The sequence below is a fragment of the Lysobacter sp. ISL-50 genome (genome assembly GCF_018612875.1).
GTDB lineage: Bacteria > Pseudomonadota > Gammaproteobacteria > Xanthomonadales > Xanthomonadaceae > Lysobacter.
The window spans coordinates 46537-70148 of record NZ_JAGGRI010000002.1 but is presented as its reverse complement, the minus strand read 5'-3'; the positions used below and the strand labels follow the sequence as shown (position 1 = coordinate 70148).

16 protein-coding genes are annotated in these 23612 nt (G+C 65.2%); 6 read left to right on the top strand and 10 right to left on the bottom strand.

Going from position 1 to position 23612, the window contains the following annotated elements; genetic code table 11:
- Positions 1-3: 3 nt before the first annotated feature.
- The 10 genes from J7J50_RS00830 to J7J50_RS00785 form a co-directional block, all read right to left on the bottom strand.
- Positions 4-900, bottom strand: a complete 897-nt coding sequence (locus tag J7J50_RS00830; protein WP_215057647.1) for an aldose 1-epimerase — start codon at positions 898-900, stop codon at positions 4-6.
- A gap of 16 nt (positions 901-916) precedes the next feature.
- Positions 917-1120: a hypothetical protein gene (locus J7J50_RS00825; RefSeq protein WP_215057648.1), complete on the bottom strand. Its 204-nt coding sequence runs from the start codon at positions 1118-1120 to the stop codon at positions 917-919.
- A gap of 29 nt (positions 1121-1149) precedes the next feature.
- Entirely contained in the window at positions 1150-2712 is a 1563-nt protein-coding gene (locus J7J50_RS00820) for a sodium/sugar symporter (RefSeq protein WP_215057649.1), read from the bottom strand.
- A 95-nt stretch (positions 2713-2807) separates the two neighbouring features.
- A complete protein-coding gene (locus J7J50_RS00815; protein WP_215057650.1) occupies positions 2808-3692 on the bottom strand; it encodes a 2-dehydro-3-deoxygalactonokinase in 885 nt (294 codons plus the stop codon).
- A complete protein-coding gene (locus tag J7J50_RS00810; RefSeq protein ID WP_215057651.1) occupies positions 3689-4612 on the bottom strand; it encodes an SMP-30/gluconolactonase/LRE family protein in 924 nt (307 codons plus the stop codon). The genes J7J50_RS00815 and J7J50_RS00810 overlap by 4 nt, the downstream gene beginning before the upstream one ends.
- Complete coding sequence (gene dgoD / locus J7J50_RS00805; RefSeq protein ID WP_215057652.1) at positions 4612-5760, bottom strand: galactonate dehydratase; 1149 nt, start codon at positions 5758-5760, stop codon at positions 4612-4614. Before dgoD ends, J7J50_RS00810 begins: the two co-directional genes overlap by 1 nt.
- The gene (locus tag J7J50_RS00800; RefSeq protein WP_215057653.1) at positions 5757-6374 is read right to left on the bottom strand and encodes a 2-dehydro-3-deoxy-6-phosphogalactonate aldolase; all 618 of its coding nucleotides are present in this window, start codon (positions 6372-6374) and stop codon (positions 5757-5759) included. Before J7J50_RS00800 ends, dgoD begins: the two co-directional genes overlap by 4 nt.
- A gap of 11 nt (positions 6375-6385) precedes the next feature.
- Positions 6386-7171 (bottom strand): SDR family oxidoreductase, encoded by a 786-nt coding sequence (locus J7J50_RS00795; protein WP_215057654.1) that lies wholly within the window; start codon positions 7169-7171, stop codon positions 6386-6388.
- On the bottom strand, positions 7168-10356 hold the full coding sequence (locus tag J7J50_RS00790) for a glycoside hydrolase family 2 TIM barrel-domain containing protein (RefSeq protein WP_251044383.1): 3189 nt from the start codon (positions 10354-10356) through the stop codon (positions 7168-7170). Before J7J50_RS00790 ends, J7J50_RS00795 begins: the two co-directional genes overlap by 4 nt.
- A gap of 83 nt (positions 10357-10439) precedes the next feature.
- Positions 10440-13190 carry a TonB-dependent receptor gene (locus J7J50_RS00785; protein WP_215057655.1) on the bottom strand — a complete coding sequence of 917 codons (2751 nt, stop codon included), beginning with the start codon at positions 13188-13190 and terminating at the stop codon, positions 10440-10442.
- A gap of 781 nt (positions 13191-13971) precedes the next feature.
- Here J7J50_RS00785 and J7J50_RS00780 point away from each other — a divergent pair.
- The 6 genes from J7J50_RS00780 (at position 13972) to J7J50_RS00755 (ending at position 23532) form a co-directional block, all read left to right on the top strand.
- Positions 13972-14835, top strand: a complete 864-nt coding sequence (locus J7J50_RS00780; protein WP_343222412.1) for a TetR/AcrR family transcriptional regulator — start codon at positions 13972-13974, stop codon at positions 14833-14835.
- Between the two features lie 171 nt (positions 14836-15006).
- A complete protein-coding gene (locus tag J7J50_RS00775; protein WP_215057656.1) occupies positions 15007-15579 on the top strand; it encodes a sigma-70 family RNA polymerase sigma factor in 573 nt (190 codons plus the stop codon).
- Between the two features lie 139 nt (positions 15580-15718).
- Positions 15719-16798 carry a FecR domain-containing protein gene (locus J7J50_RS00770; RefSeq protein ID WP_215057657.1) on the top strand — a complete coding sequence of 360 codons (1080 nt, stop codon included), beginning with the start codon at positions 15719-15721 and terminating at the stop codon, positions 16796-16798.
- A gap of 591 nt (positions 16799-17389) precedes the next feature.
- Positions 17390-17947 carry a hypothetical protein gene (locus tag J7J50_RS00765; protein ID WP_215057658.1) on the top strand — a complete coding sequence of 186 codons (558 nt, stop codon included), beginning with the start codon at positions 17390-17392 and terminating at the stop codon, positions 17945-17947.
- Between the two features lie 9 nt (positions 17948-17956).
- Positions 17957-19816, top strand: a complete 1860-nt coding sequence (locus J7J50_RS00760; RefSeq protein WP_215057659.1) for an XVIPCD domain-containing protein — start codon at positions 17957-17959, stop codon at positions 19814-19816.
- Between the two features lie 314 nt (positions 19817-20130).
- Positions 20131-23532 (top strand): TonB-dependent receptor, encoded by a 3402-nt coding sequence (locus J7J50_RS00755; RefSeq protein ID WP_215057660.1) that lies wholly within the window; start codon positions 20131-20133, stop codon positions 23530-23532.
- Positions 23533-23612 lie beyond the last annotated feature (80 nt).

The following is a 23612-nucleotide window of genomic DNA, read 5'->3' as shown; positions in this document are numbered from 1 at the left end:
GGTTCAGCCGTCGGCGCGCAGGGTGAATCGATAGCGCCGCTGCATCCCCTCGCCCGGCGCGAGCACGGTCATGCCGTGAGCGGTGGCGCCGCCGGGCAGATGAACCGCGTCGATCGCGTGATCGACCGGTTCGAAACAAAAGAAGTCCGCATCCACCGGCGTGAACAGCACGAAGTGTCCCGCATCGGCGGCGATGTCCAGGCGCAGGCGTCGCCGCGGCCAGTGGACACTGGCCTCGCCCGACCAACCGACGAAGGCGTGATCGACGCAGTCGCGCGGCAAGGCGCGTTCGTCGCTGAAGCGCCAATGCTCGGGAATAGCTGCCAACTGCGTCGGCAGCGGCGTGTGGCCGTCGTTGAGCCATACCTGCCGGGCCGGCGCGCGCAAACGGGTATCGGCATCGCGCACGAAGAACGGATGCAGGCCGAGGCCGAACGGCATCGCCGCCGGGCCGGTGTTGACGACGCTCAGGCGCGCTTCGAAATAGTCCTCGTGCAACCGGTAACGCAATTCGGCGCGGTAGCGGTAGGCCTGCGAGGCGTCGTCTTCGTCGAGCACGAGCACCGCTTCGCCGGCATCGGCGTGAGCGACGCGCCACGGTCGCTGCCAACCGCTGCCGTGGATCGGCCACGGCTCGTCGTCGCGATTGCGCGGCAGCGCGATGCGGCGGCCATCGAATTCGAAGCCGTCCGCGGAAATCCGGTTCGACCACGGCACCAGCGGATAGCAGGCGAGCGTATTGGGATCGGGGCCGGGCGCCGACGGCGCCGGCCCCGGTTCGAACTCGCACGCACGCAACAACGGCACCGCGCCCCACGGCGTGAGCGCGTCCAGCCGCAACACGGCGCCGCCCCAGGCGGGCGCGATCCGCGCCCGCAACGCGGCACTGGCCAATATCATCCGTGCCGCCCGCGGCTCAGCGCGCGCTGATCCGGTACAGCGCGGTCGCATGCGGCGCGAGCGTCACCCGCACCGAGCCGTCGCCGTCGCCGTCGCGTTGATCGTGCTGCCACAGATCGCGCGCGGCGTACTGGCCCTTGCCCAGGCCGAGTTCGGCGGCGCTGACCGTCGCGTCCTTGGCCGCATCGGTTTCGTTGAAGCCGGACGACTTGAAGCTCATGGGGGTTCTCCGTGGAAAATCAGCCGCCGTCACCAGAACACGGCGTAAAGCACGGCCACAATCGCGATCACCACGATCGCGCCGAGGTTGAAACTGACCGGCGTGCGGTAACTCACGTCGTCGGTTCGGATCAGGTCGCTGCCGCTGCGGGTCTTGCTCATCAGCGACACCACCACCGCCAACACCAGCGCGAGCAGGAACACCACGCCGACGCGATTCATGAACGGATACTCCGGCCACATCACCCGCATCGCGATCGACAGCAGCACCGAGCCGATCGCCGCGGCCAGCGCGCCGGCTTCGTTGGCGCGCTTCCAGAACAGGCCGAGCAGGAAGATCACCGTGATGCCCGGGGTGAAATAACCGGTGAAATCCTGGATGTACTGGAAGGCCTGATCGAAGCTGCCGAGCAAGGGCTTGGCCGCCAGCATGCCCAGCGCGACCGCGACCAGCGAGGCGATGCGTCCCATCCGCACCAGTTTCGCCTCGGCTTGGCCGGGACGCAGCTTGGTGTAGAAATCCAGGGTGAAGATGGTCGCGACCGAATTGATCTTCGACGCCAGCGACGCCATGATCGCGGCGATCAAGGCGGCGAACACCAGGCCCAGCACGCCGGCCGGCAACAGCCCCATCATGGTCGGATAGGCCTGATCGGGCTTGCTCAGCCCCGGCGCCAGCACCACCGCGGCGATGCCCGGAATCACCACGATCACCGGCACCAGCAGTTTCAGGAACGCGGCGAACAGCACGCCCTTCTGCGCCTCGCCGATGTTCTTGGCGGCCAGACCGCGCTGGATGATGTACTGGTTGAAACCCCAGTAACTGAAATTCATGATCCACAGCCCGCCGAGCAGCACGCCCAGGCCCGGCAGATCCTTGTAGTAAGGATTGTCCTTGCTCAGGATCATGTGGAAACGCTCCGGCTGCGTCTGCAACAGATGCTGGAAGCCGGCGATCACGCCGTCGCCGTCGCCGATGCGGTTCAAGGTGAGCGCGGTGATCATCAGCCCGCCCAGCACCAGCAGCGAGACCTGCACGATGTCGGTCAAGGCCACCGCCTTGAGCCCGCCGTAGAACTGATACGCCAGCGCGAACGCGCCCAGCACCAGCAGGGCGTAGGACTGCTCGATCCCGGTCACCTGGCTCACCGCGATCGAACCCAGCCACAGGATCGAGGTCAGGTTGACGAACACGTACAGGATCAGCCAGAACACCGCCATGACCAGGCGGATCTTGCCGCCGTAGCGGTTCTCCAGGAACTGCGGCATCGTGTAGATGTCGTTGCGCAGGAACACCGGCAGGAAGAACTTGCCGACGATCAGCAAGGTCAGCGCCGCCATCCATTCGTAGGAGGCGATCGCCAATCCCAGCGCGTAGCCCGAGCCGGACATGCCGATGATCTGTTCGGCGGAAATGTTCGCCGCGATCAGCGAGGCGCCGATCGCCCACCACGGCAGGGCCTTGCCGGCCAGGAAATAATCCTGCGCGGTCTTCTTGTGCCCGCTCTTCTCGCGCGACACCCATTGCGCCAGGGCGAAGATGCCGACCAGGTACGCCAGTACGATCACGATATCCAATGCAGACAACATCATTCGCCTCTCTCTTCTTCAGCGCCGGCGATGCATGCCGGCGTCCACCATCGAGACCACGGAAACATCGGATGCGCCCTGGAACGCGGCGCGGTGGATCAAGCCGCCGGTAATCCACGCCTTCGCGCCAGCGCGTACAGGCCGCGCGCGGACACGTCTTCGCCATGCGTTTGCACGCGATGGCCGCGCCGGGTCAGCGCGGCGGTATAGGGTTCGGCCAGCGCGGGCGCGGCGATCAGGTGCACCGGTTCCGGCCGCGCCGGCAAGCGGCGCAGCTCATGGCCGATCAGCAGGCCGGACAGGAACGAACGCAGCGCCGTCGCCGGCAACACGTTGAACAAACCATGCGTGCGCACCGCGAACACGTGCTCCAGCAGATCGCCGTCCAGCGCGGCGTGATCCACGCCTTTCAGGAAGGCCGCGGCGTCGTGCGCGCCCGGCTGCATCAGCCGGCCGAGAATGCTGTGCTCGCTCAACACCTGGAACATCTCGCCGGTCATGGCGGTGGCGAATTCCTGGATGCGGCCGTTCTCGATCAGCACGTGCTTGCAATGGGTTCCGGCCAGACAGGCGCGGTGCGAACCCGGCCCGAGCCGGTCGATCAGGCCGCAGATCTGGGTTTCCTCGCCGCGCATGACGTCATGCACGCCGTGATCGTGGCGCACGCTCAGGCCCGGCACGATCCAGACCTCGCGATCGCCCAGGCCCGGCGCTTGCACGCGGGTCATGCGCGCGGCGATCTCGTCGAGTCCGGCCGGGCAGTCGAGGTAATTCACTTCCTGCCAGCCTTGACGGCTGCCGACCATGCCGGCCATCACCACCACGCGTTCGTCCCAGCCCTGCAGCGTGTCGCGCAGAACCTCTTCGAAACGCCCGGCGCAGGCGAGCGCGCCCTGGTCGGAGCGGCGCGAGTCGGTGATTTGTCCCTGCCCGTCCAGACGGAACGCACGCAGGCTGCTGCTGCCCCAATCGATCGCGATCATCGGTCGTCGAACCTCGCTTCGGCCAATCCACGCACGCCGGCGACACCGGCGCGAAACACGCCGCCGGCGTCGGGCTGCGCCCGCCGCTGAGCATCGTCGAGTTCCTCGCGCGCGGTGGTGATGTAGATCTCGTCCAGCGCGGGGCCGGCGAAACTCAGGCAGCTGACGTGGGAGGTCGGCACCGCGATCACGCGTTCGACGCGGCCGTCGCGGCCGTAGCCGACCACGCGGCCGACACCCCACTGCGCGCTCCACACCCGGCCTTCGCTGTCCACGGCCGCGCCATCGGGCGAGGCCGGCGCCTGCACTTCGGCGAAGACCTCCGGCGCGCCGACCTGACCGCTGTCGGCGTCGTAGCCGGCATGCATGATGCGGCCCTGCCGCGAGTCGCAGTAGTACAGGCCGCGACCGTCAAGATCGAAACACAGGCTGTTGGCGATCGCCACGCCCGGCAGCGCCAGCGGCCGCAGGCCGTGGCGGCGCGAGTATTGGTAGAAGCACCCGATCGGCGCGCGCCGCGGATCTTCGTTGAGGGTGCCGAAGACGAAATTACCCGAGCGATCGCAGCGCCCGTCGTTGATGCGCAGCGTCGGCTGATCGGCTTCCACCGGCGCCAGCAGCGTAGGCGCCAGCGTGTCCAGATCTTCGGCCGCGCTTGGATCGACGCTGTATACGCCCTTGGCCAGACCGAGCAGCAACCGCCCCGATTCGCACAGCGCGAACGATCCGAGCCGATCTGGCAATCGCCAATAGCGGCTGCGGCGGTCGCCGGGCGTATGCCGCCACAGTCGCGCCGATTGAATGTCGGTCCACCACAGCGCCTGCCGGCGTTCGCACCACAGCACGCCTTCGCCCAGACGGCAGCGGCTGTCCACGGCCAGCCTCGCCCGGGCGGTATCGGTCGCCACGGCCGCGGTCATCACCACTCCGCCACGCTGCCGTCGCGATGCCGCCACAGCGGATTGCGCCAGTCGCCGGCCTGCTTGCTGCGTTCGATCACTTGCGCTTCGTCGATCTCCACGCCCAGTCCCGGCAGGGTGAACGGACGCACGCAGCCGTTCTCCAGATCGAAGGCGTCCTTGTTGATCACGTAGTCGAGCAGTTCGCCGTCGGCGTTGTAGTGGATGCCGATGCTCTGTTCCTGCAGCATCGCGTTCCAGCTGACGAAGTCCACGTGCAGGCACGAGGCCAGCGCGATCGGGCCCAGCGGGCAATGCGGCGCCAGGGCGACGTCGTAGGCCTCGGCCATCGCCGCGATCTTCATGCATTCGCTGATGCCGCCGGCATGCGACAGATCCGGCTGCACGATCGCCAGGCCGCCGGCATGCAGCACGTTCTTGAATTCGAAGCGCGAGTACATGCGCTCGCCCGCGGCCAGCGGAATGGCGGTGTGCGCGGCCAGGCGCGGATAGTATTCGGCCTGTTCGGCCAGCACCGGTTCTTCGATGAACAACGGCCGGTACGGCTCCAGTTCGCGGATCAGCGTCTTCGCCATCGGCCAGCCGACGCGGCCGTGGAAGTCCAGGCCGAACTCGATGCTGTTGCCGAACACCGAACGGATCTCGGCGACCTTGGCCACGGCGGCGTCGATGGCGCGGCTGTTGTCGAGCAGGCTCAGTTCTTCGCAGGCGTTCATCTTGAACGTGTCGAAGCCCAGCGCGACGCGGCTGCGGATCTGCTCGATGATGTCCGCGGGGCGATCGCCGCCGACCCAGCAATAGGTCTTCATGCGATCGCGCACCAGTCCGCCCAGCAGCTGGTACACCGGCACGCCCAGGGCCTTGCCCTTGATGTCCCACAGGGCTTGATCGATGCCGGCGATGGCGCTCATGAACACCGCGCCGCCGCGATAGAAACCGCCGCGGTACATGGTCTGCCAATGATCGTTGATGCGCGCGGGGTCCTGGCCGATCAGCAGTTCGCCGATTTCGGCGACCGCCGCCTCGACGCTGCGCGCGCGGCCTTCGACGACCGGTTCGCCCCAGCCGACGAGGCCCTCGTCGGTCTCGATCTTGAGGAACATCCAGCGCGGGGCGACGCGGTACGTGGTGAGTCGGGTGATTTTCAAGGGCGCGCGCTCTGGTAGGCATCGACGAAAAGACCGCCGCGTTCGCGGGTGACCGAAGGCGCCTGGCCGGGCGCGTACAGATCGCTGCCCAGGCCGGCGCCGGCGCAACCCGATTGCAGATAGCCCGGCAGGTTGTCCGGGGTGACGCCGCCGACCGCGAACACCGGCACCTGCGGCGGCAGCACCGCGCGGATCGCGCGCACGTAGCCGGGACCGAAGCTGGCCGCCGGAAACAGCTTGAGCGCCTGCGCGCCCGCGGACAGCGCGGCGAAGGCTTCGCTGGGCGTGGAAAAACCGGCGGCGCAGATCAGGCCGCGCTCGACCGCGTGGCGGATCACCGCGACATCGGTGTTGGGCGTGACCATCAGGCTGGCGCCGGTCGCGGCCAACGCGTCCACGTCGTCGCGATTCAGCACCGTGCCGGCGCCGATCAGCGCGCGCGTTCCGGCCGCGGCGACCGCGAGCTCGACGCTGCGCAGCCATTGCGGCGAGTTGGTGGGAATCTCGATCAGGCTGATGCCGGCGTCGATCAATGCCTCGACGTGCGCCTCGATCTGCGCCGGCGTGATGCCGCGCAGGATCGCGATCAACGGGCGCTGGGTTCTCCAATCCATAGACGGCTCGATCATTCGTGATACAGCTGGGTGCGGCCGCCATCGATGACGATGTCGGTGGCGTTGATGAAGCGGGCCTCGTCGCTGGCGAGGAACAAGGCGGTGTAGGCGACTTCGTCGGGCTCGCCGATCCGCCGCGGCGGCAGCAGTTCGGTCTGGCGGCGGCGCGCGGCTTCGGGATCGGGTTGCGAGGACAACCAGCGTTCGATGCGGTCGGTGAGGATCAGGCCGGGCGAGATCGAATTGAAACGCAGGCCCTGCGCCGCGTATTCCAGGCCCAGCGCCTTGGTCAGCCCGATCAGGGCGTGCTTGGCCACCGGATACGGAAACGCGCCGGGAATGATCTTGTGCCCGTGCACCGAGGCGATGTTGACCACGCTGCCGCGCCCTTGCGCGAGCATCACCGGCAAGGCGGCGCGGCTGAAATTCCAGGCGCCGCCGAGATTGACGGCGAGATTGCGCCACCAGTCGTCCTGCGCCAGGGTCAGCGGATCGCTGAACACATCGACGCCGGCGTTGTTGATCACCGCGTCGATGCTGCCCAACCGCTGCGCCGCGTCGCCCACGAACGCGGCGACCGCGTCGGCGTCGGCGACATCGCCGGCGGCGAAGAACTCGCACGGCGCCGGTTGTCCGTCCGGCGGCGGCGCGCGGTCGTAACCGGCCACGCGCGCGCCGTGGGCGACGAACAGTTTCGCGATCGCCGCGCCGATGCCGTTGGAGGAGCCCGACACCAGCACGCATTTGCCGGCCAGACGTTGCCCGGGCGCCGCCGCGGGGGAATTGCTGTCGCTCATCGACTCGCCTCGGTGCCGGCCGCGGCCGGCGCTATGCGGAATTGGTAGCGCGAAGGCGCCACCGGGATACGGTACTGCGAATGCGGCTGGCCGAACTTGCTCCACTGATCATCGCCGCCCAGGCCGATCTGGCGCTCGTCGATCATCAGCGATACGTGCTCGCGCGGGCGGATGTCGCTGCTGTGGGCCTGCCCGACCGGCTTGCGGTCCAGGTCGGCGTAGGGAAAGGCCAGCGCGTTCACCGACAGCGGTTTGGCCCCGGTCACCTTCAGGCCGGCGCCGTCGGCGGCGGTCAGGCTGAGCCAGCGCACATCGACCTTGTTGCCGGTTTCCTGCGGGCGGATGTAGTCGTGGTTCTGCTCGGCGATCTTGCCGGCGTACACGCCGATCTCGCCGCTGCCGTAGCGATCGGAGTAGGTCTCATGCGGGCCGCGGCCATACCAGCTCAGATCGGTGATGCGGCTGGGCAGGGTGAACATCAGGCCCAGGCGCAGCGGATCGGGCAGGCCGGCGTACAGCGGTTTGAATTCGCCGCCGACATCCACCGAACCGTCGCGCGCCATCGCGTAGCTGACCGTGTATTGCACGTCCGGCGTGGTATCGCCGCCGATGTCGAATTCCACCCGCACCCGCGCGCCGCCGTCGTCGCCGCGTTCGACCTGCACGCTGCGCACGCGCCGGCTTTCCGAGAGCGATTTCCAGATCTGGTGGGTGGCATACAGACCGGTGCCGATGTCGTTGTCGGTGGGCGCGCGCCAGAAATTCGGCGCGCCGCCTTGCAGCAGGGTCTGGCCTTGATAGGCGTAGCGATCGATCAATCCGCTGCTGCGGCTGACGCTGAGCTCGGCGCCGGCGGCGCGCAAGGTCGCGGCCTGCGCGTTGTCGCTGACCGCCACCGCCGCTCCCGATGCCGCCGGCGCGGGCAGCGCCGGCGGCGGCGACAAGGCGAACTGCTCCCACGCCACCACTTGCCCGGCCGGCACCAGCGGCACCGTGCCGGCGCGAGCGCGCGCACGCAGGGTGATCAGGTATTCGGCGCCCGGACGTTTCGCCAGCGCCGGCAGTGCGTATTCGACCTCCTGGCTGGCGTCGGCCGCGGTCGATAGCGACGGGCCCTTGCCTTCGAGCACGACGCGGCCGTTCTCGCGGATCTGCCAATCGAAATCGAACCCGCTCAGGTCGATGAAGTTATGCCGGTTGCGCACGCGGAAACGTCCCGCCGCCGCGTCCATCGCTTCGAACTGGATCGGCCCGTAAACCTTGGCCAATTCGTGCAGATGCGGATTGGGCGTGCGGTCGGCCTGCAGCAGACCGTCGCCGAATTCGATCGCGTCCGCGCCGGAGGGATTGGGGCCGTAGTCGGCGCCGTAGGCCCAGAACGGGCGGCCGTCGGCGGTGTGCTTGATCATGCTCTGATCGACCCAGTCCCAGATGAAACCGCCCTGCAGGCGGTCGTGGGCGTAGATCGCATCCCAGTAGCCCTTGAGGTCGCCCAGGCTGTTGCCCATGGCGTGGGCGTATTCGCATTGGATCAACGGCTTGTCCGCATACTCCGGATGGGTCGCGTAATCGACGATGCGTTCGATCGAGTCGTACATCGGCGCGTAGAAGTCCACGTACGGCTCGGGCCGATGCTGCGAGTACAGCGTGCCCTGGCCGAGATAGCTCACCAGGCGAGTCTTGTCGCGCGCATGAACCCAGCCGGCGGCCTGGGCGAAATTGGGTCCGGTGCCGGCCTCGTTGCCCAGCGACCAGAACACGATCGAGGGATGGTTCTTGTCGCGCTCGACCATGCGCTGGACCCGCTGCAGATGCGAGCTTTCCCACTTCGGATCGAAACCCAGCTGGACTTTGTCGCGCGGCCGCATGCCGTCGTCGCCCATCTGCATGTAGCGGTGCGATTCGATGTTGGCCTCATCCATCACGTACAGGCCGTATTCGTCGGCCAGCGCGTACCACAGCTCGGCGTTGGGATAGTGCGAGGTCCGCACCGCGTTGATGTTGTTCTGCTTCATCAGCTCGATGTCGCGGCGCATCGAGGCTTCGGAGATGACGTGGAAGCTGACCGGATCGTGCTCGTGGCGGTTGACGCCGCGGATCTTGATCGCCTTGCCGTTGATCCGGACCAGGCCGCCGGACACTTCCACGGTGCGAAAACCGATCCGGGTCGATGTGGCTTGCAACAACCGGCCGTCGGCGTCGTGCAGTTCCAGCAACAGGGTGTACAGGTTCGGGGTTTCGGCGCTCCAGGTTTTGACGCCGGCGATCGCGCCAGACAGGTTGAGCGTGCGCTCTTTCGCCGAAGCCGGAACGGTCAGGTTCCGCGTCAACACCACCTGATCGCCGTCGAATACGCTGGCCTTGATCGTCGCCGCCCGGGCGTCGCCGCTGACGTTCAAATCCAGGTCGAGCTGGCCGTTCTTGTACGTCTTATCGAGCGTACCGCGAGCGAAGAAGTCGCGAATCCAGGTCTTCGGCGGCGCCATCAGATAGACATCGCGCTCGATGCCGCTGACCCGCCAGAAATCCTGGTCTTCCAGATAGCTGCCGTCAGCCCAGCGATACACCTCGATCGAGACGTTGTTTTCGCCGGCGCGCAGGTGACGGGTGATGTCGAACTCGGCCGGCAGCTTGGAGTCTTCGCTGTAACCGACCTTCTGGCCGTTCACCCACACGTAGTAGGCCGCGCCAGCCGCGCCGATGTGCAGCAGCACTTCGCGCCCGTCCCAGTCTTTCGGGACGGTGAAGTCGCGCCGGTAAGAGCCGACCGAATTGATGTCGTGCGGAATGAACGGCTGATTGGCCGGAAACGGATAGGCGATGTTGTTGTACAGCGGCTGGCCGTAGCCCTGCGCCTGCCACATCGACGGCACGGGGATGGTCTTCCAGGCCGACACGTCGAAATCGTCGCGGTAAAAATCCGCGGGACGCCGATCGACGCTCGGCGAAAAGGCGAAGCGCCAGTCGCCGTTGAGGCTGTGGAAATAGCGCGAATCGGCGAGCTTGCCGGCGCGGGCGAGCTCGACGGATTCGAACGGAAAGCCGGTGGCGCGCATCGGCTGGCGATTGATCTCGTTGACCTCCGGGCGTTCCCACTCCGCGGCCGGCGCACGGCTCCCGGCGGCGAGCGCCGCGCCGGCGCCGCCGCACAGCGCCAACAGCAGCAACGCGTGGACGGCGCGCATGCCACCCGTCGTTCGACCCGGCGCATCGAGCGCGGGCCGCCGCGGAGCGTCACGCTCCGCGGCCGCTTCCATCGCAACCTGCGTCACCATGAGCCGCGAACCCCAAACGAGATCGCGCGGCCGTTCGCCGCCGTCCACTGCGGACGGCTTTCGTAGCGCGAATAGGCTTCCTCGGTCTCGTCGTTGAGATTGGTCGCCTCGGCGAACAGCGAGATGTTGTCGTTGAGCTTGTAGTTCGCGCTCACGTCGATCTGGCCGTAGGGCTTGACCGTCGTCGGCTCGCCCTGCGAACCGCGCACCGCGGACAGATACTCGTCGCGCCAGTTGTAGGCCACGCGGAAACCGACCGGACCCTTTTCGTAGAACACGATCAGGTTGCCGGAATTGGCCAGGCCCACCACCGCGAACTGGCCGGTGGCGATGGATGGATCGAAGCTCTGCTTGCTATCGACGTAGGTGTAGTTGGCCTGCATGCCCAGGCCGTCGAACGGCGCCGGCAGACGGTCGAAGGTGTACTGGAACGACAGCTCTGCGCCCTTGACCACGGCGGTGTTGGCGTTGACCGGCAGGGTCTCCATGAACGGATAGCCCTGGATCGTGGTCGGACGGGTCACGTTGGTGACGAAGTTTTCGACCTTCTTGTAGAACCCGGCCAGGCCCAGATAGCTGGTGTCGTTGAAGTACCACTCCGCGCCCAGATCGTAGTTGCGCGCCTTGTAGGGCTTCAGGTCGATGTTGCCGGTGTTGATCGAACCCGGGCCCGGCGGACGCACGCCGATGTCTTCGCTGATGCGCAGGCTGGTCAGCGTCGGGCGCGTCAGCGTGTCCGAGGCCGAGGCGCGCAGCACCACGTTCTCGCGCAGGTTGATGCGGAAGTTCAGCGACGGCAGCCAATCCTGATAACTCGCGCTGCGCGAGATCGGAATCGGCGGGGTGAAGTGCACCTGGGCATTGGTCGGGTCGCCCGGCGTGCCGGTGATCGACTCCACCTGCGAGGACACCGCGCGCGACACCGCATCGGTCTTGACGAAGCGGATGCCGACGTTGAGCGTCCACGGCATGTCGTGGAAGGTGTTCTCGAAATTGGCCTGGGCGAAGGCCGCGTACGACTTCTCCTCGACCAGCCACTGGCTTTGCGGCACCGGCTGGGCGGTGAAGCCGCCGTATTTCTTCAGCGCATCGGCGATGCGTTGGGCGCGGCCCGGATCGTTCGGGTCGTACAAGGCGCCGCCGGGCGCGAACTGGTTGTACGCGGCCGGGCTCGACAGGAAATCGAAATAGCGCTGCGGATCGAAGGTCAGCCATTGCGTCGGCGCGCCGGGGGAGGCGCCGTTCACCAGGGAACCGGCGTTGAACACGCTGGCCAGTTCGGCCGGCAGCTTCACCGCGTAGCCGCAGTAGGCGCAGTTCAGATCGCTGTCGGAGGTGCGCACGGACACGCTCTCCTTTGTGCGCTTCGATCCGGAAATGCCGAACTGCAATTGCGACAGCGTGCCTTCGAAGAAGTTGCGGGTCAGGCTGATCTTGCCTTCGTACAGTTCGTCGCTGCGGTTGTCGCCTTCGCGATCGACGAAGTGCGCGCGCAGATCCGAAGTGTCGGTGGTCGGCAACAGATTGCTGTAGCTGGGGAACGCGCCCGGATTGAGGCTCCAGGTGGGATTGACGCCGACGTTGCGCGCGCCCATCACCATGAAATAGCCCTTGCCGCCGCTGCGCTCTTCGGCCTTGGAGTAGGAGCCGTCGAAATCCAGCGTGGTCTGATCGCTCAGTTGCCAGGCGACGTCCACGCCCAGCTGCTTATTGGTGGAGTTGCGCGGGCTGGAGGAGACGATGTGATCGTTGGCCAGGCCGCCGGTGTTGTTGCGCACGAACGACGTCGCGGTGCCGTTGCCGTCGGCGCTGACCTGCTGGACGTCGTTGGGGTCCATGAACAGGCCGAAGGCGTTGATCTTCGAGTCGATCTCGTACTTGGAGTACATCGCGTCGGCGGTCACGCGCACTTTTTCGCTCGGCAGCCAGTCGATCGCCGCGTTGATGCCGGTGCGGGTGCGATCTTCCTCGTTGACCTTGTACTGCAGCGTGCGCGGTACGGCGACATTGTTCAGTCCGCTCACGCCGTTGATGCCGTTGCTGCCGGTCAGCCAGCCCTCGTCGTCGATGACTTCGCTGGTGTGGCTGCGCTGGTAGCGAACGAAACCGAGCAACGCGCCGAAGGTGCCGTCGGCGTTGGTGTTGCTGATCAGTCCGGAAATCTTCGGCTTGTCCTCGCCCGACATGCTGTCGTGCACGCCCGACACGCTGCCGGCGATATGGAAGCCCTTGTCGTCCAGCGGCCGCCGGGTCTTGATGTTGACCGTGGCGCCGATGCCGCCTTCGCTGAGGTTGGCCTGCGAGGTCTTGAACACTTCCGCGGTGCTGATCAGCTCCGACGGCAATACGTCGAAGCTGAATTCGCGCCCGGAATTCTCCGTCGCCATGGTGCGGCCGTTGAGCAGCACCGTGTTGAACTCGGGGCCGAAGCCGCGCACGGTGATGTAGCGCGATTCGCCGCCGGAGCGGTCCACCGAAACGCCGGCGATGCGCTGCAGGGAGTCGGCGACGTTCTGATCGGGGAACTTGCCTACGTCTTCGGCCGAGACCGCGTCCACGGTGCCGATCGCGTCCTGCTTGAGCGCCTGCGACTTCTGGATGCTGGCGCGGGTGCCGCTGACCACCACTGCACCCAGCGTGGTCGCGTCTTTCTGCGCGGCATCCGCGGCGCCGGCGTCGGCGGCCGGTGAGGATGCGGATGCCGATTCCTGCGCCATCGCGCCCTGAGCGGCGAAAGCGGACATCGCCCACAGAACCATGAGTGCATTGCGGACCGATACAGTCAGTACTGATTGATGCATTACCCTGCCCCTCGCGAACAACCGCGGCTGTTGGTTGACGATCCCCCGGGCCGCCCCTGTCATCGGCCCCCTCCCTGCCGACGCTGCTCCAAAGGCCCGCGCCGACTGAATTCCTATTTGTATGATAAATAGTATTTATCAGGTCACGGGCGACGCAAGCTGCAGCGCAACATGGATGGAAGGCAGCGGGCTGGGCTGATCACGGCGGCGTCGCTACAGGCATCTCGCAGCAGTTGCCCAAGCAAGTGGACGGGCCCGCACCGAATCCGATCGCGCAAATGGTTGCCCCCTTTGAAAAAGGGGGCCCGCGCCCGGCGATAGCTCGAAGCCTTATCCATTGATGGCGCGGGGGATTGGCTTTGCGGGCAGAGCAAAAGCGAATCCCCCCTGCCCCCCCCTTTTTCAAAGGGGGGAACTGCAAGAGCTAAGGGATGCGGGCGTGGACGCGATGCACGTTCAAAGGCACCCGCTCAACTCAGCCACACGCAAACACCAAACGCCGCTAAACGACTACTCCATTGATCGTGGAATCAGCGACTTGGGGGATCGGACCGAGACGTGGCGCTACGAAATACTGCACACATCGATCACAAATATTGCGCTGCAGCGTGCATCGGCCGATTTGATCTGATTAGGCTAACAGCCGTTTCAATTCGGGTATTCAAACCATGAATTGGAGCAACCCCTCAGCTGATCGAGCTGGAGCCATCCCCGGATATCGGCCGTGAACAGTCACAGTGCTAGTCCAGGCAATACCCGGGGACGCCTGCTCGAAGCGGCGGAACTGCTGTTCATCAGGCACGGCTACGAAGGCATGTCGCTGCGCCAGATCACCAGCCACGCCAAGGTCAACCTGGCGGCGGTGAACTACCACTTCGGCAGCAAGGAAGCCCTGGTCCAGGAACTGCTGTCGGCGCGCCTGGACCGGCTCAATCAGGAACGCCTGCAACTGCTGTCGGTGTGCGAAGCGCGCTACGGCGAACAGGCCATGGACGCCTCGGCGGTGTTCGGCGTGCTGTTCGTCCCGGCCGTGCGGCTCAGCCGCGACAGCGCCGGCGGCATCGCCTTCATGCGCTTGCTCGGACGCGTCTACAGCGATCCCTCGCCGTTCATCCGCGACTATCTGCACGAACACTATCAACCGATCTACGAGCGCTTCTTCGAAGCCTTCGCGCGCGCCTTGCCGCACCTGTCGCGCAACGAGCTGGGCATGCGCCTGCATTTCGCCCTCAAGGCGCTGGCCGGCGTGCTCGCCAGCGAAGACATGGACGAGTTGATCTCGGCGATGTGCATGGGCGAGCCGGTCAGCGATTCGCTGATGCTGGCGCGGCTGATCGCGTTCGTCTCGCCGATGCTGACCACGCGCTTCGACAACGGCGAACAGATCCGCGGCGTCGAGCAGGTCATGGCCCTGGCCGCCGCCGCCGCGCAGGCGACCGATTCCAGGATGCGGGCCGAGGGCGATTCGCCCGCGCTGCGCAAGCCGCGTGGAATCCTGCCGCCGTGGGCGGAAAAAGTAGTGGGCGATGCGAACGCGGCCGAGCCGGCCGCGGCGGTTGGGGGAACCGAAGCCTTGCCGGTGCGGTAACTCGGCGATCGATGCCGAACACGTTGCAAGAACGCATCGTCCGGCGGTGATCCGCAGACGCGGTGCGCGATGGTTGGCCGCACCGCCCGGGCGATCGCCCGTGCGGAGGATCGCGCCGATACGCGGGCCGCTACGGCCAGCACCATTCCATGCGGTATGGGGATACAGACAATGACCGATCCGGCGTCATGGCCGCAAGAGTCCGCATCGCTAGCCGAGTACGGAGAGGATTGCGTCAAGCAGTGGAATAACGTGTCGCTGCGTTATCGCATGCCGCTGCGCGGCTTCTTCTCCAAGCGCGTGAAGGACGCCGCCGAGGTCGAGGACCTGACCCAGGAGGTCTTCCTGCACCTGATCCGGCGCGCCCGCGGCGGCCCGATCGAACACGTGGAACAGTACGTATTCCAGGTCGCGGCCAACACCCTGCGCGACTGGGGGCGGCGCCGGCGGGCCCGGGCCCAGGACGCCCATGAATCTTTCGACGCCGAAATGCATCAGCCTGCTACGGATATTTCGCCGGAGCGCGTCTTACTGGGTAAGGAAGAGATTAAACGGGTCAATGCGGTGCTGCGCGGGCTGCCCGAACGCACCCGCGACGTGTTCGTGCTGCGCGCGCTGGAGAAGAAGAAATATGCGGAAATCGCGGTCATGATGGGCATATCGGTGCGGGCGATCGAAAAGCACATGGCCAAGGCGCTGGCGCAGTTGGGCCGCGTGGTGGACAAGGCGGGAGAGCAGGACTGATTGGCGCCGGCCGGGCCGCGACGGCGGGCGCAATGTGTGCGAACGCGCATGCTTGGATCGGGCGGGCCGGCACGGATCGACTCGCAGGTCCGATGGGGCTGAAAAACGTGGACCGGGTCTTGCTGAGAGGTAACACCAGATGAAATGTAAAATCTCGCCAATGTGGGAGGGCTCGGCGGAGCTTGCGCCGGAGTGCGTCGATGAAGTCGCCGCCTGGTGGAGCGAGGTGCTGCGCGAGACCCCCAATCAACAGACCCATGCCTCGTTCGAGGCCTGGCGCGGCCAGTCGCCGGAACACGCGGCGGCGTTCGAGCGCGTGCAAGCCGCTCACGCCCTCGCGGTTTCGCTCGCCCACACTCCGGAAATGCAGGCCCTGCGCGAGGAAACCATGGCGCGCGTGGCGAAGGCCGGCGCACGCCGCACGCGCAGCGCGCGCTGGGGCGCGATCGCCGCCTCGCTGCTGGCCGTCGCCGGCCTGGGCGTGCTGGCGATGAACATGGACGCGCCGTGGAAGACCGCGCCCGGCAGCGACGACGCGATCGCCGGCAACGTCTACCAGACCGGCGTCGGCCAACGCTCGGTGGTGACCCTGGACGACGGCTCGGTGATCACGCTCAACACCGACAGCCGGATCTCGGCGCATTACCAGGCCGGCATCCGCGCGGTGACACTGGAACGCGGGCAGGCCTTGTTCAAGGTCGCCAAGGACCGCAGCCGCCCGTTCGTGGTCAGCGCCGCCGGCCGCCAGGTGACCGCGCTGGGCACCGAATTCGACGTCTACCTGTCCAAGCGCGCCTTCGAAGTGACCTTGCTGGAAGGCCGCGTCACCGTCACCCGCGACAGCGCGCGCAGCAAGGCCCCGGCCGGCGCCGCGCCGCTGCTGGACGAACTGCAGCCGGGCCAGCAATTCATCGCCGTCGCCAAGACCCGCCCGCAAGTGCGCAGCGCCGACGTCAAGCGCGTGGTCAGCTGGCGCCATGGCCAGATCGTGTTCGAGAACGAGCGCCTGGAAGACGCGATCACCGAGATGAACCGCTATTCGCGCAAACAGATCGTGCTGAGCGACTCGCACCTGGCGTCGCTGAAGATCAGCGGCGCGTTCAACACCGGCGACACCAGCACCTTCGTCGAAGCGCTGACCGCGTATTTCCCGATCGAGCACACCTCGGCGGAGAGCGGCACCATCGTGTTGAAGCCGCTGCCGCCGGTTCGGGGATGAGGGCCGGGGTTGCGTATCGGCCGCGTGGGGATGCGGTCTTGGAGTGAGGCTGGTGTTGGATGCCGGCCTCAGGTCTTGGTTCGGCGTGGGTTGCCGCTGAACTTGCGGATGTCGCGCGGCTTAGCGCGTGACTGTGGTGCTGGCATGATGCCCATATTGAGTGGCTGAGGCTGCTCTGAGTCAGTCGGCGTGAGCGCTATTCGACGACTTTTGCACGCAGACGCAAGTGGACTTGCGGACGGAGTGCGCGCCTTCCGTGCGAGCCCACATAGATTATGTGCGCTGCTGCGTATGGCGATCGCACTGTTTTCGATGGTCACCTATGTGCGGCCTTTCATCTGAATCGGCCTGTGGCATATTCCGGCTATCCGCGGCTCATCCGCACAAGATCAAGTATCGTCGCCATCCACGATAAGGCCACCCTAGTGGTGACCTTGTCTCCCAGTGGCCTCGAGTTCAACGGACGCTCTCTTGATGAGATATCCAATTTCCCGCTTTTCGTTGTCAGCGCTCGCTGTACTTTCGCTCGCAGCATGCGCGCATTCGCCCGCGCCGAAGACTCCGGCCCCAGCATCCAGGGAGGTAGCTGCCGTGAACACCGCCTCGCCCGCGCCTTATCAGCCCAGCACGCTGGCCGAGCATCCCGAGTTGACGCCGGAGGAAATTGGGCGGCGGTTCTTGAAGCTGGCCGACAGCTTGAAGTCATTCGATGAACTTTCGGCCGAACGCATCGACCAAGTAATGCAACTGCCGATGGTCAACACCCCCGAGACCCACGGCAGCTTCTTGACCATGAGCCTGCCGGAGTCTGGGTGGCAATACAGTTTCAGCTATAGCATCAACCCGAAATATCGCGAACTTACGAATGCGAAACTGGAGTTTCATAACGAAAAGGAGCGAATCGACAGAGGCCTATTGGAAGACATGGGACCGGTCTGCAGACTGGACTACAAAGCCTATGACGCAACCTTGAATGACATGGGATTCAAGAACGAAACGCCCACTTATGACGAAATTGGCCGGATAGTTTCGCTGCATTACTCACGAAACAATGTGCATGTCCAGATTGCCGAAAGACGCGAAGCAAATTCTCCGGAATCCAAGCTCAATCACGCCTGCGTCGAATTCATCAGCATCAACGAATTTTGAGATTGATCCATGCCGTCTCCAAACCCTCAACTGCAAGCATCGATTGCGCAGTTCGCCAGCCAACCTGGCGTCACGCCCGATCATGAGGCGCAATTGCGGGCGACCATCGGCGTGGACGCAGATCTGCTGAAGCGTTTGAACCAAGCGGCGGCCAATCATCAACTGACTGGTTTTGCGCTGCCCGCAGGCGGGGTCGGCTCTAACCTCGTCGGCACATATGACAAAACCTCAGGCGTGGTGACATTGCCACTCAATGCCTTCCAACCCACTGGAACGGCCGCGAGTGCGGACCTACGCGCGACATTGCGCCTGCAGGAAATGAGCGTTCGTTTCGCGCACGGAACTTATACCGACGCGTCTGGAGCGGTCCAACCTGTGTCGCAAGACATGGTAAGCAATCTCCAATTCACTATTAACGGCGCTCCATCTCTGGCCGTGGAAATGAAGCGAGCGGCAACGACGGCCGACCCTACCGACACGCATCATCGGATGCTGCTGGAGAACTTCGCTCCGCTCAGCGGAACAGTTGCGGGCGGTACGTACAACGGTGACACCAAGACCATGAGTCTACCGCCGAGTGTGCTTGCTCGATCACCCAGTACCTTTCAGCGGGTTGATTCACCAGACATGACCTTCGTTCTTGGGCATGAAACGCAGCATGCGTTCAATCATCCGGACAAGGTCGCCGCCTATCGGGCTTTCGATACAGCCACCAGGGCAATTGCCGCCGACAGCAACCCGATCAACGACTACACCGCGCCTGTCGGCCAACTGATCAGCGCCGGCCGCGATGACGAGGCCAAAGCACAAATCGCGGGATGGAACGCTCTTCTCAGTAAAAAGCAGCAAACGCTCCCGAATGCGACACTCACCGACATGATGGGAATCAACAACCGCCGTTTGAGCGACTTTATCGAACCAAGTCCAACTAACCCACAACAAGCACGGGCGCGCTCTGGCCTGTCGTTCAACCCAGACGCCACACTGTCTCCAACACCGAGCAACATTGCCGCCCAGGCGCAAAACTATTTCGACAAGCCACCTGCAGGAACACCAGGTTTAGCCAGCCACCAAACCACCGGCATAGGCCACCACGGCGATTCCGACTACCGCAACTACTACGGCGCGGGCGCGGTCAGCCGTGCGATCCACTTCGAGCGCAACTACGCCCATGCCGTGCACGGGATAGCTCCGCAGATGCAGCTCGACTTATCGCAACTGAAATTGCGTGAAGACTTGCTGGAGCGCAACGGCATCACGCTGCCGCCAAGCAACGCCACGACACCGCAGCCCTACTTGAACACCGGCACCAATCCACCGATCGCGGGATTGTTTCAGAACACCGCTGCCAGCCACCAGCACATCAGCCCGATCCCACCGTTTCCGCTTGAGTCGCCACCGTCTCCATCACCCCCGATCGCTTCACCGCCCCGCAACCCAACCGATCTCGACGCCCACGATCGCGCCCTGCTCGACAAGATCCGCGACAGCGTGCGCGGCATCGATCAGCGGATCGGCAAGCCGTGGGACGAGCAGAGCGAGCGCATCAGCGCCAGCCTGCTGACGCGTGCGGCGCAGATGAAGTTCTCCGCGCACGACGATATCCGGGTGACGTTCAACCAGGCCACGGCGGGCTTGGCTGCGGGCGAAGTCGTGCATGTGCACCGCGTCGGTCACGCCTCGCCCGATCAAGCCGCGCACCACGCCCACATGACCACGGCCGACGCGCTGTCGATGCCGGCGGACGAACGCTATCGCCAGGTCGAGTCGATCCGGCAAAGCCAGAACGCCGAGGCGCAACGCCAGCAGCAGGAACTGGCGCGCGGCATGAACGGGCCGGGTCAGGGCGCGCAGAAGTTGGCGATGTAATCCCGCACGGTCGTGCTTTCTCGCCGGCCACCGGCTCGTTCGTGGCATCGCCCGTGTTGCAGCGCAATGCGAATCCGCCGATTCGCGCACAGTCGCAATCGCGCTGTCACCGATGCACGCAGCAACGCGCCCGTTGCAAGCGCACTGCCATCGGTCGCGTCGCGCGGTGTTGCACCGCAAAACTAAACTCTCGGGTTCAACAACGACGCGATGCGAATCCGCGTGCATTCGCAGGTTCGGGTTTTGATGTCCGTCGCGTCTGTACTTAAGACAGGTCGCAATCAAAGACGACCCGCAACCCGAGGGGAGAGCGAATGCAATTGCAAGATAAGAGACGTCCGTGGAAGCGTGCCCTCAGGCCGTGCGTGCTGTTCCTGGCGCTGCTGCCTTGCTTGAGCGCCTACGCCGAAGGCAGCGCCGCCACGGCCAGGTTCGATATTCCGCAGCAGAAGCTCGACACCGCGCTGTCGGAGTACGCGCGCCAGAGCGGCACCCAGTTGCTGTATTCGCCCGAACTCGCCGCCGGCAAGACCGCGCATGCGGTACGCGGCGAAAAGAGCGTGCATGAGGCGCTCGACGAATTGCTCGCCGGAACCGGCCTGGACTACGCCACCAGCGCTTCGGGCGCGATCTTGATCAGCGACACCGCCAGCGGCGCCGGCGCGGCCGGGAAGTCGATGCCCGGGGAGAAGCAGGGAAACGTCCAAGAGGTCGCCGAAACGCAGCCGCCGGCGCCCTCCCAAGAACCCCAGGCAGAACAAACGGCGCCCGAAACGACGACAAACCCCGCTAAGCGCACCAGCGCGACCACCCTCGACACCATCGTGGTCACCGCGCAGAAAAAGGTCGAGAACATCCAGAAGGTGCCGATCGCGATCAGCGCCTTCGGCGGCAAGGACCTGGGCGACCGCCGCATCGAGACCGGCGGCGATCTGGTCACGGCCACGCCCAACGTCACCTTCTCCAAGACCAACTTCGCCAGCTACAACTTCCAGATCCGCGGTATCGGCACCCAGGCGCTGTCGGTGACCACCGACCCGGCCGTGGCGGTGAGCTTCAACAGCACGCCGATGATCCGCAACCGCCTGTTCGAACAGGAATACCTGGACGTGGAACGCGTCGAGGTGCTGCGCGGCCCGCAGGGCACGCTGTACGGGCGCAACGCGACCGCCGGCGTGGTCAACATGATCCCCAACCTGGCCAACCCGGACGGGTTCGAGGCCAACGTCAAGGGCGAGATCGGCAACTACAACACCCGCCGCGTCAACGGCATGCTCAACGTGCCGCTCAGCGATACCTTCGCCTTTCGCGTCGCCACCCAGTACACCAAGCGCGACGGCTACGACGAAAACACCGTGACCCACCGCGACGTCAACGATCGCGACCTGCTGTCGGTGCGCACCTCCTTCGCCTTCAAGCCCAGCGACAAGTTCAACGCCAGCCTGGTCTGGGAGCATTTCCAGGAAGACGATCGCCGCGCGCGCACCGGCAAGCAGCTGTGCCATAACGATCCGGGTCCGGCCAGGATCGGCGCGACCGCAGTGTCGTCGATCGACCGCAACTACATGAGCCAGGGCTGCACGGACGGTTCGCTGTACGACAACGGCGCGTTCGGCGTTCCCAACGGCGCGAGCATTCCGTTCGTGCTGGGCGCGCAGAGCACCGCCATCGGCTATCTGCTGGACCCGGACGGCAACTTCCTCGATGTCGCCTCGATGATTCCGCGCGGGCTCGACCCGTATGCCGGCGTGACGCAGTCGCACGACATGCGCAAGATCGCCACCACCTACGATCCGAAGTTCGAAGCCAAGAACGATATCTTTCAGCTCAACCTCGACGCCAGCCTGACCGACCACCTCAGCCTGGTCTCGCAAACGCTGTATACGCGGGATCAGTACTACTCGACCCAGGATTACGGCCGCTTCCAGTCCCAGCCGATCTTCACCAACACCTCCAACGGCGTGTCGGCGTTCGGCCCGAACGGTCCGGAGCCTGCCTACAACGCGTTTCCCGACGGCAAGTATTGCGACCCGCAACTGGGTTGTTCCGATCGGTTGCTGATCGCCGACCTGGTCGATTCCGACAGCAGGCAGTGGTCGCAGGAATTCCGCCTGCAGTCCTCGTTCGACGGCGCGTTCAACTTCAACGTCGGCGCCAACTACCTGGAGTACAAAGTAGACGAAAGCTACTACGTCTTCAGCAACGTGTTCACCTCGCTGGCCGATCTGTTCTTCAACGGCAACGGCGCCGGTACCGCGCCGGGCAAGTGCCCGGCCGGCGCGGCGACGCGGCTCGACCCGAACACCGGCCAGATCATTCCCTGCGTCTACATCGATCCCAATCCGCTGGGCGCGATCGACGGCCAGGGGCATAACTACTTTCGCAGCCGCAATCTGGCCGAAACCCGCTCCACCGCGATCTTCGGCGAAGGCTACTGGAAGCTCAACGACACCCTGCGCCTGACCGTCGGCCTGCGCTACACCAGCGACCGCAAGACCAGCACGCCGTTCCCGACCCAGACCTTGCTGTCGGATTCGACCGGTACCGCCGGCGTCCCGCAGTTGTTCGGCGGCTACGTGGGCTACGGCTATCCTTCGCTGCCGAAGATCCGTCAGAAGTGGAACAAGCCCACCGGCCGGTTGGTGCTGGATTGGTCGCCGGACCTGTCGTTCACCGACAGCACGATGATTTATGCGTCGGCCTCGCGCGGCTACAAGGCCGGCGGCACCAATTCGCCGGGCATCGGCGCCAATCCGCTGGCGCTGAGCTTCGAGCAGCGCGATCCCGAGTTCAAGCCCGAGTTCGTCAACGCCTTTGAAGTGGGCATGAAGAACGTCATGGCCGGCGGCAAGTTCATCCTCAACGGCACCTTGTTCTACAACGATTACAAGGACTATCAGGTCTCGCAGATCCAGGATCGCGCCACCCTCAACGAGAACTTCGACGCCAAGACCTGGGGCGCCGAACTCGAAGCGGTGTGGAAGCCGAACGACGCGTTCCAGCTCAGCGGCAACCTGGGCCTGCTGCGTACCCGCATCGGCTCCAATCAATACTCGATCGACGTGATGGATCGCACCGCGGGCAACTCCGACTGGGTGGTGGTCAAGCCCTGGCTGCAGTTGGCGTCCAACTGCGTCGCGCCCAAGGAGTATGTCGAAGCGGTGCTGGCGGCGACCTATCCGCTGGACCCGCCGTTCAACAACGCCGCCAATATCCTCAACAGCTTCTGCTCGACCAATTTGCCGCTGAACGGGAATGGATTCTCGTCCGGCGGACCCTACGACGGCCTGTACGGCTTCACCTACGATCCGGCCAAGGATGCGCCCAACGGCGGCGCCGGTTTCGCGAAGAACGTCGGCGGCAACGAGTTGCCAAACGCACCGCACATCACCGTCAGCCTGAGTCCGCAGTACACCTTCATGACTTCACGCGGCGATCTGATCCTGCGCGCCGATTTGTACTACCAGGGCCCGAGCTGGGCGCGCATCTACCAGGACAAGATCGATCGCCTGCACGACTGGGGCAACGTCAACCTGTCGCTGACCTGGCAGAAGATCGAAAGCGATCTGGCCGTGCAGCTGTACGTCAAGAACGCGCTGGGCGGCAAGGCGATCACCGGCACCTTCGTCAACAGCGACGACACCGGCCTGAGCAGCAACGTCTTCCTGCAAGACCCTCGCATCATCGGCTTGTCCGTGCGCAAGGGATTTTTCTGAGTTGAGTGTCGTCTCCCGGCCGCGTTCGCGGACGGGATGACGACGAGCAGAGCCTGACGGCTACGGACCGCTCACCGTAG

Bases quoted from the DNA above. Each gene is read 5' to 3' on its own strand.
- J7J50_RS00830 (WP_215057647.1), bottom strand. From the start codon at position 900: ATGATATTGGCCAGTGCCGCGTTGCGGGCGCGGATCGCGCCCGCCTGG.
- J7J50_RS00825 (WP_215057648.1), bottom strand. From the start codon at position 1,120: ATGAGCTTCAAGTCGTCCGGCTTCAACGAAACCGATGCGGCCAAGGAC.
- J7J50_RS00820 (WP_215057649.1), bottom strand. From the start codon at position 2,712: ATGATGTTGTCTGCATTGGATATCGTGATCGTACTGGCGTACCTGGTC.
- J7J50_RS00815 (WP_215057650.1), bottom strand. From the start codon at position 3,692: ATGATCGCGATCGATTGGGGCAGCAGCAGCCTGCGTGCGTTCCGTCTG.
- J7J50_RS00810 (WP_215057651.1), bottom strand. From the start codon at position 4,612: ATGACCGCGGCCGTGGCGACCGATACCGCCCGGGCGAGGCTGGCCGTG.
- J7J50_RS00800 (WP_215057653.1), bottom strand. From the start codon at position 6,374: ATGGATTGGAGAACCCAGCGCCCGTTGATCGCGATCCTGCGCGGCATC.
- J7J50_RS00795 (WP_215057654.1), bottom strand. From the start codon at position 7,171: ATGAGCGACAGCAATTCCCCCGCGGCGGCGCCCGGGCAACGTCTGGCC.
- J7J50_RS00790 (WP_251044383.1), bottom strand. From the start codon at position 10,356: ATGCGCGCCGTCCACGCGTTGCTGCTGTTGGCGCTGTGCGGCGGCGCC.
- J7J50_RS00785 (WP_215057655.1), bottom strand. From the start codon at position 13,190: ATGTCCGCTTTCGCCGCTCAGGGCGCGATGGCGCAGGAATCGGCATCC.
- J7J50_RS00775 (WP_215057656.1), top strand. From the start codon at position 15,007: ATGACCGATCCGGCGTCATGGCCGCAAGAGTCCGCATCGCTAGCCGAG.
- J7J50_RS00770 (WP_215057657.1), top strand. From the start codon at position 15,719: ATGAAATGTAAAATCTCGCCAATGTGGGAGGGCTCGGCGGAGCTTGCG.
- J7J50_RS00760 (WP_215057659.1), top strand. From the start codon at position 17,957: ATGCCGTCTCCAAACCCTCAACTGCAAGCATCGATTGCGCAGTTCGCC.
- J7J50_RS00755 (WP_215057660.1), top strand. From the start codon at position 20,131: ATGCAATTGCAAGATAAGAGACGTCCGTGGAAGCGTGCCCTCAGGCCG.